This window comes from Shimia sp. R9_3, from assembly GCF_017743755.1.
Lineage (GTDB): Bacteria > Pseudomonadota > Alphaproteobacteria > Rhodobacterales > Rhodobacteraceae > Shimia.
Genome location: NZ_JAGHRP010000001.1, coordinates 89,447 through 101,748 on the forward strand (window position 1 = coordinate 89,447; position 12,302 = coordinate 101,748).

12 protein-coding genes are annotated in these 12,302 nt (G+C 60.0%); 8 read left to right on the top strand and 4 right to left on the bottom strand.

The features are described 5' to 3' along the window. Positions 1-5 precede the first annotated feature (5 nt). The 3 genes from yaaA to J7412_RS00345 form a co-directional block, all read right to left on the bottom strand. The gene (gene yaaA / locus J7412_RS00335) at positions 6-782 is read right to left on the bottom strand and encodes a peroxide stress protein YaaA (RefSeq protein WP_209075966.1); all 777 of its coding nucleotides are present in this window, start codon (positions 780-782) and stop codon (positions 6-8) included. 29 nt (positions 783-811) lie between these two features. Continuing rightward, on the bottom strand, positions 812-2,851 hold the full coding sequence (recQ, locus tag J7412_RS00340) for a DNA helicase RecQ (RefSeq protein WP_209075968.1): 2,040 nt from the start codon (positions 2,849-2,851) through the stop codon (positions 812-814). A gap of 81 nt (positions 2,852-2,932) precedes the next feature. Then, entirely contained in the window at positions 2,933-3,217 is a 285-nt protein-coding gene (locus J7412_RS00345) for a YggT family protein (protein WP_209057751.1), read from the bottom strand. Positions 3,218-3,343: 126 nt separating this feature from the next. On the opposite strand from J7412_RS00345, the gene J7412_RS00350 reads away from it, so the two are divergent. The 8 genes from J7412_RS00350 (at position 3,344) to J7412_RS00385 (ending at position 10,915) form a co-directional block, all read left to right on the top strand. After that, entirely contained in the window at positions 3,344-3,880 is a 537-nt protein-coding gene (locus J7412_RS00350) for an acyl-CoA thioesterase (protein WP_209075970.1), read from the top strand. A gap of 55 nt (positions 3,881-3,935) precedes the next feature. Then, entirely contained in the window at positions 3,936-5,294 is a 1,359-nt protein-coding gene (locus tag J7412_RS00355) for an MFS transporter (RefSeq protein ID WP_209075972.1), read from the top strand. Next, positions 5,270-6,196: a penicillin-insensitive murein endopeptidase gene (gene mepA / locus J7412_RS00360; RefSeq protein ID WP_209075974.1), complete on the top strand. Its 927-nt coding sequence runs from the start codon at positions 5,270-5,272 to the stop codon at positions 6,194-6,196. Before J7412_RS00355 ends, mepA begins: the two co-directional genes overlap by 25 nt. Beyond that, positions 6,169-7,074 carry an esterase-like activity of phytase family protein gene (locus J7412_RS00365; protein WP_209075976.1) on the top strand — a complete coding sequence of 302 codons (906 nt, stop codon included), beginning with the start codon at positions 6,169-6,171 and terminating at the stop codon, positions 7,072-7,074. Before mepA ends, J7412_RS00365 begins: the two co-directional genes overlap by 28 nt. Before the next feature lie 96 nt (positions 7,075-7,170). After that, positions 7,171-7,806 carry a queuosine precursor transporter gene (locus J7412_RS00370; RefSeq protein ID WP_209075978.1) on the top strand — a complete coding sequence of 212 codons (636 nt, stop codon included), beginning with the start codon at positions 7,171-7,173 and terminating at the stop codon, positions 7,804-7,806. A 370-nt stretch (positions 7,807-8,176) separates the two neighbouring features. Then, positions 8,177-8,602 (top strand): alternative ribosome rescue aminoacyl-tRNA hydrolase ArfB, encoded by a 426-nt coding sequence (gene arfB, locus J7412_RS00375; protein ID WP_209075980.1) that lies wholly within the window; start codon positions 8,177-8,179, stop codon positions 8,600-8,602. Positions 8,603-8,693: 91 nt separating this feature from the next. After that, the gene (locus tag J7412_RS00380; RefSeq protein WP_209075983.1) at positions 8,694-9,959 is read left to right on the top strand and encodes an aminotransferase class III-fold pyridoxal phosphate-dependent enzyme; all 1,266 of its coding nucleotides are present in this window, start codon (positions 8,694-8,696) and stop codon (positions 9,957-9,959) included. Further along, complete coding sequence (locus tag J7412_RS00385) at positions 9,956-10,915, top strand: phosphotransferase (RefSeq protein WP_209075985.1); 960 nt, start codon at positions 9,956-9,958, stop codon at positions 10,913-10,915. The genes J7412_RS00380 and J7412_RS00385 overlap by 4 nt, the downstream gene beginning before the upstream one ends. 11 nt (positions 10,916-10,926) lie before the next feature. Here J7412_RS00385 and pncB read toward each other — a convergent pair whose 3' ends face one another. Beyond that, positions 10,927-12,219 carry a nicotinate phosphoribosyltransferase gene (gene pncB / locus J7412_RS00390; protein WP_209075987.1) on the bottom strand — a complete coding sequence of 431 codons (1,293 nt, stop codon included), beginning with the start codon at positions 12,217-12,219 and terminating at the stop codon, positions 10,927-10,929. Between the last annotated feature and the right edge of the window lie 83 nt (positions 12,220-12,302).

Consider the following 12,302-nt stretch of genomic DNA (forward strand, 5'->3'; position numbering starts at 1 on the left):
TCTGATCAGCCCGCCTCGGGGTAGTCGCGCAGAAAGACCCAGCGGTCACCTTCGGACATATCTTCCTGGAAGCGATACCCACCGTAGTCGAAACCTTTGAGGCCTTCTGGGTCCTGAATGCGATTGTGGATCATGAAGCGCGCCATGGAGCCGCGGGCTTTTTTAGCAAAGAAAGAGACGATTTTGGCTTTGCCATCACGCTCCTCCATGAAGACCGGGGTGATCACGCGCATCTTCAGTGCATTGAGATCCACCGCCCCGAAATACTCTTGGCTGGCGCAGTTGATAAGTGTGTCGGTGTTCATGGCCTCTGCCTGCGCGCGCAGCGCCTTAGCCGGGCCGGTCCGCCAGTAATCATAAAGCGACGCGCCGCGGCGGGTCTTCAGGCGGCTGCCCATTTCAAGGCGATAGGGCTGGATCGCATCCAGCGGGCGCAACACACCGTAAAGACCGGACAGGATGCGCAGATGGTCCTGCGCCCAAGCCATTTCATCCTGTTCCAGACTGCCAGCGTCCAAACCCACATAAGTGTCACCGGCAAAGGCGTGCACGGCGGGGCGGGTTGCCTCTGCGTCCGGTTCGGCTTCAAACGCTTTGAAGCGATCGCGGTTCAGACGTGCCAGATCATCGCTCAGATCCATCAGCTTGCGCAAATCACCCAAAGTTAGATTGCGCGCTGTCTTGGCCAGACGCACCGCATCTTCCTGAAAGTCAGGCGCGGTGGTGGGCCCTTCGACAGCATCCCAATTCAGGCGTTTGGCCGGTGAAATTACAACAAGCATGCGGCAGCTCCATCTGATTTAGAATCTATCTAATCTGCCTGATGCAGAACGTCCAGAAAGGCGGCACCAAAACGATCTGCGCGGCGATCTCCGAGCAGGCGCTCCATGTCTTGCGAGGTACGCGGCTTCAGGCTGGCGACCTTGGCCAGCAGGGAGGCGGAGCAGCTCATCGGTTTGTCGATGCCGTTTGGCCCCCGCATCAGGCGCGATTGCGCCTCCAGCAGCTGGTCATAGAGGTCTGCATCCTGACGACCGGCGATTTTGCGGCGGCTGGGGTGCATCTGTTCGGCTTCGCCGTTGATGACCTCCAAGAACGCATCGCCATAGTTTGCGAGCTTTTTGGCCCCCACACCGCTGATCCGCGCCATGTCGTCCAGATCCCCGGGCCGCGCTTCGGCCATTTCGGCCAAGGTGCGGTCATTGAAGATCACATAGGCTGGCACTTTGGCGGCTTCGGCCAAGGCGCGACGCTTGGCTTTGAGCGCAGACATCAGCGGCGCGTTTTCTTCGCTGACCAGAGTTTTGGCCGCCGGTTTGCGGGAGGTGACGCGGATGGTATCGCGGCGCAGCTCCACAGTCTCTTCGTCGCGCAGTACCGGACGGGCGCGATCCGTCATCGTCAGAGCCCCGTGACGCTCCGGATTGGGACGCACCAGATCATGCCCCATCATCTGCCGAAACACCGCCTGCCACTGGCGTTTGTCAAATTCGCCGCCCACCCCGAAGGTCGGCAGCGCATCATGACCGCGCTCACGTACCTTGTCGGTTTCATTGCCAAGCAAGATGTCAATCAGGTGCCCGGTGCCAAACCACTCACCCGTGCGCAGAATGGCGGAGAGCGCCTTGCGCACGGCGACAGTCCCATCAAAGACCTCAGGCGGCGTGTCGCAGAGATCACATTTGCCACAAGTGACCTCATCTTCGCCAAAATACTTCAGAAGCTGCTCACGACGGCACTTCAGCGCTTCGGCCAGCCCCAACAGCGCGTTGAGCCGCGCATGATCGGCTGCGCGGCGCTCCGGCGGGGCAAGCCCCTCGTCGATCTGTGCGCGGCGCAGGCGGATGTCATCAGGGCCAAAGAGCGTAAATGTCTCCGCCGGTGCGCCATCCCGCCCGGCGCGGCCGATCTCCTGATAATAGGCTTCGATGGATTTTGGCAGGTCGGCGTGGGCCACCCAGCGGATGTCCGGTTTGTCCACACCCATCCCAAACGCCACCGTGGCCACCACGATCAACCCGTCTTCGCGCTGAAAGGTCGCCTCGGTTTCGCGGCGTTCCTGCGGATCCATACCACCGTGATAAAACAGCGCCTGATGCCCGTCTTCGCGCAGAGCCTTGGCAAGGCTTTCAGTTTTTGCGCGTGTGCCGCAATAGACAATGCCGGATTGCCCTTTGCGCGCAGCGGCGAATTGCAGGATCTGACGGCGCGGATTGTCCTTGGCGGCAAAGGCCAGATGCAGGTTGGGGCGGTCAAACCCATGCAGGAAGACCTGCGGTGTGCGCCCGGCAAACAGCCGTTCGATGATTTCATCGCGGGTTTCCGCATCGGCGGTGGCCGTGAAGGCGGCAATCGGGACATTCAGCGCCTGTTGAAGCTCTCCGATGCGCAGATAGTCCGGGCGGAAATCATGGCCCCATTGGCTGACGCAGTGGGCTTCATCCACGGCAATCAGACTGACGCCAATCTGGCGCAACATGCCCAGCGCGGCACCGGAGGCAAGGCGCTCGGGCGCAATATAAAGCAGCTTCAGCCGCCCCGCCTCGATCGCTTCCCAGACCTGTGCGGTTTCCTCATCGGTGTTGCCGGAGGTCAGCGCACCGGCCTCTACCCCGGTTTCCCGCAAGGCCCGCACCTGATCGCGCATCAAGGCGATCAGCGGGGAGATGACAACGGTCACCCCCTCGCGCAAAAGCGCAGGCAATTGAAAACACAGAGATTTGCCACCGCCTGTCGGCATGATGGCCAGGACGTCTTCGCCTTGGGCCACGGCGCTGACGATCTCTTCCTGCCCGGGGCGGAATGCGTCAAAGCCGAAAACATCACTGAGAACGGTGCTGGCAGCCCGCATTGTTCACCTTGTTTATCTGGGCAATCTGCTCTGCGCAGTTGTCCCACAGTGCCCAAGCAGGCTCAAGCCCGAAGCGTGCGTTTAGCCCAGAAGGATGGACGGCAGGATATAGTCACGCAGCGAGATGATGATCACGAAGACCACCAGCGGCGCGAGATCCAGCGGGCGCGTGTCAGGCAGCACCCGGCGCACCGGCTCATAGATCGGCTCCAGCAAACGGTTCAGACCGGTCCAGATTTGCGCCACGATTGGCTGACGAAGGTTCAAGACCTGAAAATTGATCAGCCAGCTCATGATGATATGCGCCAACATAAAGAAGAAGGCGATGTCCAGGATCAGTCTCAGCGGACCGTAAATTGCCATCATGGAGGGCTCCTTTGCTGCGATTGGCCCACAGTTAAGCACCAAGCGCAAAAAGCACAAGACTGACGCGAGGAACTCGGTTGACGAACCGTTTAAAGCAGCCTTGAAGGGCGTGCAAAGGAGAGCCCCATGTACCCTGTCATGCGCATGATCAAAGAGTTGGTCAAATACCGCAACGCCACACCTCTGCCGCTGACCGGCACACATGTGTCCGAGCACCGCTGCTGGCCCTCTGACATTGACCTGTGGATGGAGCTTAACAACGGCCGCACCCTGACGCTGTTTGATTTGGGACGCATTCCTCTGGCCAGCCGCATTGGGTTGGTCCCTGTCCTGCGCAAAAACAAATGGAGCATGACGATGGCCGGGGCCACGGTGCGCTATCGCCGGCGTATCCGGACTTTTGAGAAAATCGAAATGCGCAGCCGGACGGCCTATTGGGACGACCGCTTTGTCTACATTGAGCAATCCATGTGGAAGCAGAACGGCGAATGCGCCAACCACGCGCTCTATCGTGCGGCGATCACCAACCGCCAAGGCATTGTGCCACCGGCAGAGGTGATGGAGGCTCTGGGGCGTAACGAAAGCTCCCCGCCAGCCCCGGAATGGATCAAAGCCTGGATTGATGCCGAAGCAACACGGCCCTGGCCGCCCATGCAGGAATAACTTGCTATGGTTGATCCTTCCTGTCTAATTGAAGCTAAAGTCCGGGGGGATGCGGATGAACAAGACGGCAACAAAAAAGCGCATCTGGGGTTGGTTCTTTTTTGACTGGGCAAGCCAGCCTTACAACACCCTTCTGATCACATTTATCTTTGCGCCCTACATCAAAGACCTGATTGGCGACGGTGCAGAAGCGCAGGCCGCCTGGGGATTTGGGATCGCCGCGGCCGGTGTGATTATCGCCGTGCTCGCCCCTGTGCTGGGCGCCTTGTCTGACAGCTCTGGCAACCGGCTGCGCTGGATATGGCTGTTCTCGGTGATGTATGTGGTTGGCGCCTTTGGCCTTTGGTGGGCCGCGCCGGACAACTTCAACCTGCTGTGGACCCTGACCCTCTTTGCCATCGGCATGATCGGGATGGAATTCGCCACGATCTTCACCAACTCGATGCTGCCGGACCTGGGCACCAAAGAGGAAATCGGACGTATCTCCGGCAACGGTTGGGCCTTTGGCTATCTCGGCGGTCTGGTCGGGCTGGTGGTCATGCTCACGCTGTTTGCCGAAAACGCGGAAACAGGTAAAACGCTGATCGGGAAAGATCCGCTCTTCGGGCTGGATGCGGAGCAGCGAGAAGGCACACGGTTTGTCGGCCCGCTTACCGCGATCTGGTATGCGGTCTTCATGATCCCCTTCTTCCTGTGGGTGCGTGATCCGCGCCCCACCAAAGCGCCCAAAGGCGCTGTGGGCAAAGCGCTCACCGATGTGTGGGGGACAATCCGCAACCTGCCGCAAACCCCTTCTTTGTTTGCCTATCTCGGTAGTTCCATGTTCTATCGCGACGCACTGAACGGGATGTATACTTTCGGCGGCATCTATGCGGCAGGCGTGCTGCAGTGGTCCGTGGTGGATGTGGGCATCTTTGGCATTCTGGCGATCATAGCAGGCGCAGTCTTTGCCTGGCTGGGCGGCAAGGCTGACACGAAATTTGGACCGAAGCCGGTGATCAATATCTGCATTCTGCTGCTCTGCGGAGTGGCGATTTCCATCATCTTTGTGTCCCGTGAAAGCGTCTTCGGGATGGCAGTCGAGCCGGAGTCCAGCCTGCCGGATTACACCTTCTATGTGTTTGGTGCGATCATCGGCGCGGCGGGTGGCGTGATCCAGTCCGCGAGCCGCACAATGATGGTGCGTCAGTCCATTCCAGGGCGCACCGCCGAGTCGTTTGGGCTCTACGCTCTGGCGGGTAAGGCCACCTCCTTCATTGCCCCATTTCTCATCGGTGTGATGACCACATTGTCAGACAGCCAACAGATTGGCGTGACCCCGCTGATCGCGCTTTTCTTGGTGGGGCTGATCCTGCTACGCTGGGTTGACCCAGAGGGAGATCGCGCACAATGGGGCCACGCCTCTTCATCCTGATTGCCCTGCTTGGCTTGGCCGCCTGTCAGGACGACACACCAAAATCTTCGGTGGTACTCTCCACCCAGCAGGAGGTGCCCGTCGCCATGCAGGGGGTTGCCGCCAAACAGCTTTTTGGCGCGAAACCCGAAGGTTCCAAACAAAGCAGCACGCCTTATGGCAGCTACGCCAAAGGCTGTCTGGCCGGCGGTGCCGAGCTGGCGGAGACTGGGCCGACCTGGCAAGCAATGCGGCTTTCGCGGAACCGCAACTGGGGCCATCCGGAAACCATCTCCTATATTCAGGATCTCTCTGCCAAGGCGGCGCGTCAGCCGGGCTGGCAGGGGCTTTATATCGGAGACATCAGCCAGCCGCGCGGTGGGCCGATGCTCACCGGACACCGTAGCCACCAGCTTGGGCTGGACGTCGATATCTGGATGCGCCCGGCAAACAATCTCTCGCTAAGTGCTTCGGATCGGGAGAATATTTCGTCGATCTCCATGCGGCGAGACAATGGGGCTTATGTCAACAGCAGCTGGACAAAACAGCATCATGAGATCCTGAAAGCGGCCGCGAGTGATCCCCGTGTGGCGCGTATTTTTGTCTTCCCCGGTGCCAAAGTGCAGATGTGTGAAGACGAAAAAGGCGACCGGGCTTGGCTGCGCAAGATACGCCCGTGGTGGGGACACCACTATCATTTTCACGTCAGACTGAATTGCCCGGATGGGGCCGCAGGCTGTGTCAATCAGGACCCGCCCCCCGCCGGAGATGGCTGCGCAGATGCCAAAAAATGGGTGCAGGATATTCTGTTCCCACCACCGCCTCCGCCACCGGACCCCAATGCGCCCAAGCCGAAACCTCGCCGTGACCTTCAAATGACAGATCTGCCCCGCCAATGCGTCACCGTCTTGCAATCGCCATAACCGCCTGCCTCGCCGTGTCCGGCGGGCTGGCGCTTTGGGCCGAAGCCTCTAACCCCAAATCTGGCACCGCAGAGCATCTGTCCACCTATCGGTGGCAGATCCAGGCGGGCTGGTTTGGCGGGTTTTCCGGTTTGGAGATTTCAGAGGATGGCACGCAGCTGATCACCATCTCCGACCGCGGCCAGATTGTCATCGCCGACATCGCACGTGAGAATGGTGTGATTGTGAGCCTGTCCAATGTCAAACACGATAAGGTTCTCAACAAAAAGGGAAAATTCTCCCCGCACACCAATCAAAGGGACAGCGAAGGGCTGGCCCGCCTGAAGAACGGAGCGTTGGTGGTGTCCTTTGAAGGGGTGCATCGGGTTGAAGCTTTCACTGCCCCCGGCACGCGGCCCAAATCCTTTCCCACAGAAGCCTGGTTTGAGGACATGGAGGGCAACGCGGGCTTTGAAGCACTTGCGGTCGATCCCGCTGGGCAACTGGTGGTGATGCCCGAAGATGCGCTGGAGAACGACAGGCTGATCCAAGCCTATGTGCTGCAGGGCAAACGGTGGCGCGCGGCGTTTACGCTGAGACGGGATAAACAGTTTCAACCGGTTGGCGCGGATTTTGGACCGGATGGGCGGCTTTATCTGCTGGAACGGGGCTTTAACGGCTTTGGGTTTCGCACCCGTGTGCGCAGTTTTCACGTCGACAAAACCGGCGCCAGTGACGAAAAGATATTGTTTCGCAATGGTATAGGCGGTCACGACAACCTCGAAGGCCTGTCGGTCTGGCGCGATGCTGAGGGGCGTATCAGGCTCACGATGATCTCTGACGACAATTTCCGGCTGATCCAGCGCACAGAACTCGTGGAATATGTGCTTCCTCAATAAAACTTGATCTATCCGCCCCTTAAAGGTAGGTGCCTGTCGTCCCGCGATGCGCGTGGGGCCAAGTCGCCGCTACCTTGTCAAAACGGGCTTAAGCTTATGAACAAGACCTATCTTCCTGGCATTCTTGCCATGGCCGCCATTGTGGTGGCCTCCAACATCCTCGTGCAGTTCCTTTACGGGCAATGGCTGACATGGGGTGCTTTCACATATCCTCTCGCTTTCCTTGTCACCGATGTGATGAACCGGGTGTACGGTGTCGCCGCTGCGCGCCGCGTGGTTCTGGCCGGTTTCATCGTCGGCGTGATCTGCTCCTTCATCGGCACCAAAATCATGCTGGAAGGCGATGGCTTCACCTATCCGGCGGTGACACTGCGCATTGCCATCGGGTCCGGCTTGGCCTTCCTGACCGCGCAACTGCTTGATGTTGCTATCTTTGATCGTCTGCGTGGCGGTGCCTGGTGGCGTGCGCCGCTGGCCTCCACGCTGATCGGCTCCTCATTGGATACCGCGATTTTCTTCACCGTTGCCTTCAGCGGCGCACTCACCTTTGTTGAACCCGGCAACGACGTCAGCTGGGCCGGTGAAATGCTGCCCCTGCTGGGTGTCGGCCCGATCGCGCCGCTGTGGGTGAGCCTTGGCTTTGCCGATTGGATGGTCAAACTTTCGCTTGCTTTGCTCGCACTTGTGCCATTCCGCATCATCGTGGGGTCTTTGACAGCACGCACCACATGATTTTGTTTGACATATCTCCAACCTATGGCAGGCTGGAGATACGCGAAACAATCTGAAAGGAGGTGCCCATTGTCTAGAGAAGCTATGGAGAACGGAGTCGGAACAGTTTGGAAGGAGTGCAGCTGAGGCAGCCCTTGGCTGACATAATGTCCGAATTGGTGTGGACCTAACCGGCGCACCTCCAATCATCTCGAAGGGCTGTTTCCAACGCGGGAAACAGCCCTTTTTGTTTCCGCATTAACCTATTTTATGGGCAAAAATCACACGTCGGTATCGCGTCGGTATCCCTACTGTATTGCGTCGGTGGAATTTTTGGGCGCATAGAAAACCGCATGTCTTAACCCACCGGTCGCGCAACACGGGGAGCGCCATGCTGAGAATCAGCGATGAGATCACAATTGAGGATTGGGAGCTGACCGAACAGTTCATGCGCGCCAGCGGGCCGGGCGGGCAAAATGTGAACAAAGTGGCGACCGCTGTGGAGCTGCGCTTTGAGGCGGCACGCTCTCCCGGGCTGACCGCGCCGATCAAGGCGCGGCTGAAGCGGCTGGCGGGCCGGCGCTGGACCAAAGACGGCGCGCTGGTGATCCAATGTGACGAGACCCGCAGCCAGGCCCGCAACCGAGACATCGCGCGTGAGCGACTGGCAGAGTTGATCCGCAAGGCGCTGGTCGCCCCCAAACGCCGGATCAAGACCAAGCCGACCTACGGCAGCCAACAGCGGCGACTGAAGGCCAAGAAAGAGCGCGGCGAGGTCAAATCCATGCGCGGCAAGGTGCGCGGCGAGGACGGATAAAACCCAGCGCGCTGTCGCGACGAAAATTCACGAATGTCCGCTTGGCATAGTCAGAGGTTCAACCTAGGGTCGCGCCAAACAGGAGAGCGACATGACCACTATCTATGAGCGCCGCGCGCGGCTGTTGGGGCCGCATATGACCACCTTTTACAAAGAGCCGGTGCATGTGGCGCGGGGCGAAGGGGTCTATCTCTGGGACACGGACGGGCGTCAGTATCTGGATTGCTACAACAATGTGCCGCATGTGGGCCATTGCCACCCCAAGGTGGTAGAGGCGATTGCCTCACAGGCGGCGGTGTTGAACACCCACACGCGCTATGTGCATGACGGGATTGTGGAATATGGCGAGGCGCTGACCGCCAAGTTTGACCATGATCTGGACAGCATGGTGATGGTCTGTTCCGGCTCTGAAGCCAATGATGTGGCGCTGCGTATGGCGCAGGCGATGACCGGCAAAACGGGGGTAATCACCACAGACAACACCTATCACGGCAACACCACGGCGGTGAGCCAGCTCAACACCTCCAAAGTGCCGATTGGCGGCTTTCAGGAGCATGTGCAGCGCGCCCCGGCACCGGACAATATGATGCCCCCCGGCGGCACCCGCGAGGGACAGGCCGCGGCCTTTGCCGAAGGGGTGAAGCAGGCGATTGCCGCATTGGAAGAGAACGGCCACGGGGTCTCGGCGCTGATTGTCTGCCCCTACTTTGCCAATGAAGGCTTCCCGACGCTGGACGCAGGTTTTCTGGATGAGGCCATCGCGCTGGTGCGTGCGGCGGGCGGGATCATCATTGCCGATGAGGTGCAGCCGGGCTTTGGCCGGATTGGCAGCCATTGGTGGGGCCATCAGAAGTTGAATTTCGCGCCTGACATCGTGACGCTGGGCAAACCCATGGGCAACGGCCATCCGGTGGCTGCGGTGATCACACGGCCAGAGATCCTGACCTGTTTTCAGGAGGGTTTCAAATATTTCAACACCTTTGGCGGCAACCCGGTGAGCGCGGCGGCGGCCATGGCGGTGCTGAACGTGATTGAGGATGAAAAGTTGGTGGAGAACGCCAAAGAGGTGGGCGCCTATGCGCTTGACCTGTTGGGCGAGTTGCAAAAGCGCCATGATGTGATTGCCGATGTGCGCGGCTCGGGTCTGTTCTTTGGGGCCGAGCTGTGGCGGGACGGCAAACCTGCGACCGCGCTCTGTGATGCGGTGGTGGAAGAGATGCGCCACACTGGGGTGCTGCTGCACACCGAGGGGCGGTTTGACAACACGCTGAAGATCCGCCCGCCCTGTGTGTTCACAAAGGAGAACGCCGATCAGCTGGCAGAGGTGATGGATGCAGCGCTGGAGAAAGTGGCATGACCGAAGCAGAGGCACTGAAGGCGGCACAGGAAGCTTTGAAGGCTTGGGGTGTCACGGCGACACCACGTCTGATCAAGAACCGCGAAAACATCGTGCTGGAGTCCGAGGGGCCAGAGGGGCAGCGCGCGGCATTGCGCCTGCATCGGCCCGGCTATCAGAGCGATGATGCGATCCGCTCGGAACTCTGGTGGTCAGAGGCGCTGGTGGCGGCGGGCATGACCGTGCCGCAGCCGATCCGCACATTGGACGGTGAGGTTCTGGCGACAGGTGGCGCGCGGGTGGCCTCGCTGGTGACTTGGCTTGACGGCGAGCCGCTGGGCGAAGGTGGCGTGCCGCTGGCGATGCCCCCTGCCGAGCAGGAGGCCCTGCATGAAGCGCTGGGGGCAGAATTGGCGCGGCTGCATATGGTCAGCGACGACATGACCCGCCCGGAGGCCTTTGAGCGCGCGACGATGGATCTCGAAGCGCTGCTGGGGCCGGATCCGGCCTGGGGGCGGTATTGGGAGAACCCAAGCCTGACGGAAGCGGAATCTGCAGAGCTGCGCGAGGCGGGCGCCGAGCTACGCGAGGTGATTGCCAAGCACGCCGAACAGGGCGGGGATTTTGGCCTGATCCATGCGGATGCCCTGCGGGAGAATGTGCTGCAACAGGGCGATCAGGTGCGGCTGATTGATTTTGACGACGGTGTCTTTGGCTTTCGCATGTATGAGCTGGGCGTGCAGATGTCGCAGAACTGGGATCAGCCCAACCGCAAGGAACTGGGCGCGGCGCTGTTGCGGGGCTATGCCACCGTGCGGGCACTGCCGGAGCGGGCAGCAGAGTTGCTTGAAGCCTTCACATTGATGCGCGGGCTGGCCAGTTGTGGCTGGACCAACGGGCGCTATGCGGATGATGATCCGGCGGTGCGCGGCTATGCAGAGCGCGCGCTGGAGATGGCACGGCGGTGGCGGGGCTGAGCCCTGCCGCCTTAGACAATCACGTCCATCTTATCCTGTTCGCCAACGCTGAAGACGCGTTTGTAGCGGTCGATCTCTTCTTGTGGCCCCATCGCTTTGTTGGGGTTGTCGGAGAGTTTGACCGTGGGGCGGCCGTCTGCCTTGATCGCTTTGCAGACCAGTGAGAACGGCGCGAGGCCGTCATCCGGGGTGAGGCCGCGGAAGTCGTTGGTGAGCAGGGTGCCCCAGCCAAAGGACACGCGCGCGCGGCCGGCAAACTGGTTGTGCAGCTCGACAATCTTGTCGGTGTCCAGACCATCAGAGAAAATGATGAGCTTTTTGGTGGGGTCTTCGCCGCGCTCTTTCCACCAGCGGATCGCGGTTTCCGCGCCGGAGGCCGGATCGCCGCTGTCGATGCGGATGCCGGTCCAGCCGGCGAGCCAATCGGGCGCACGTTTCAGGAAACCTTCGGTGCCATAGGTGTCTGGCAGGATGATGCGCAGGTTGCCCTCATGCTCCTCATGCCAGTCTTCCAGCACCTGATACGGCGCGTGGGCCAGCTCTGCGTCGGAGTTGGCCAGCGCGGAGAAGACCATGGGCATTTCATGGGCGTTGGTGCCGATGGCCTCCAGATCGCGTTTCATGGCGATCAGGCAGTTGGAGGTGCCGATGAATTTGTCGCCCAGCCCCTCGCCCATGGCCTGCACGCACCAATCCTGCCAGAGGTAGGAGTGTCGGCGGCGGGTGCCAAAATCTGCGATGCGCAGATCAGGCAAGGTGCGCAGCTGTTCGATCTTTTCCCAGAGCTTGGTCATGGCGCGGGCATAGAGCACCTGCACCTCAAATTTGCGCATGTCATTCAGCACGGCACGACCGCGCAGCTCCATCAGCACCGCAAGGGCGGGGATTTCCCAGAGCATGACCTCATGCCATTTGCCCTCAAAGGTCAGCTCATATTGGCCGTCGCGCTTCTCCAGATGGTAATCCGGCAGGCGCATGTTCTCAAACCACTCCATGAAATCAGAGCGGAACATCTGGCGTTTGCCGTAGAAGGTGTTGCCGCGCAGGAAGGTGCTTTCTCCTCGGGAAAGCGACAGCGACTGGATGTGATCGAGCTGTTCGCGCAGCTCTCCTTCGTCGATGAGATCGGCAAGCCGCACTTTGGAGGAGCGGTTGATCAGGCTGAAGGTGACATGGGCATCAGGGCGATTGCGGAAAATCGACTGACACATCAGCAACTTGTAAAAGTCGTTGTCGATCAGAGACCGCACAATCGGGTCGATCTTCCATTTGTGGTTCCAGACGCGCGTAGCGATATCGACCATCTTTGCCGGCCCTCAAGTTCATATAGTGTGCTGTTGATACCGAGAATTGCGGGGCGCTCCAAGCCCATAAGCGTTTGAGGCTT

Bases quoted from the DNA above. Each gene is read 5' to 3' on its own strand.
- J7412_RS00370 (WP_209075978.1), top strand. From the start codon at position 7,171: ATGAACAAGACCTATCTTCCTGGCATTCTTGCCATGGCCGCCATTGTG.
- J7412_RS00345 (WP_209057751.1), bottom strand. From the start codon at position 3,217: ATGATGGCAATTTACGGTCCGCTGAGACTGATCCTGGACATCGCCTTC.
- J7412_RS00385 (WP_209075985.1), top strand. From the start codon at position 9,956: ATGACCGAAGCAGAGGCACTGAAGGCGGCACAGGAAGCTTTGAAGGCT.
- recQ (WP_209075968.1), bottom strand. From the start codon at position 2,851: ATGCGGGCTGCCAGCACCGTTCTCAGTGATGTTTTCGGCTTTGACGCA.
- mepA (WP_209075974.1), top strand. From the start codon at position 5,270: ATGGGGCCACGCCTCTTCATCCTGATTGCCCTGCTTGGCTTGGCCGCC.
- arfB (WP_209075980.1), top strand. From the start codon at position 8,177: ATGCTGAGAATCAGCGATGAGATCACAATTGAGGATTGGGAGCTGACC.
- J7412_RS00350 (WP_209075970.1), top strand. From the start codon at position 3,344: ATGTACCCTGTCATGCGCATGATCAAAGAGTTGGTCAAATACCGCAAC.
- J7412_RS00365 (WP_209075976.1), top strand. From the start codon at position 6,169: ATGCGTCACCGTCTTGCAATCGCCATAACCGCCTGCCTCGCCGTGTCC.
- J7412_RS00355 (WP_209075972.1), top strand. From the start codon at position 3,936: ATGAACAAGACGGCAACAAAAAAGCGCATCTGGGGTTGGTTCTTTTTT.
- pncB (WP_209075987.1), bottom strand. From the start codon at position 12,219: ATGGTCGATATCGCTACGCGCGTCTGGAACCACAAATGGAAGATCGAC.
- J7412_RS00380 (WP_209075983.1), top strand. From the start codon at position 8,694: ATGACCACTATCTATGAGCGCCGCGCGCGGCTGTTGGGGCCGCATATG.
- yaaA (WP_209075966.1), bottom strand. From the start codon at position 782: ATGCTTGTTGTAATTTCACCGGCCAAACGCCTGAATTGGGATGCTGTC.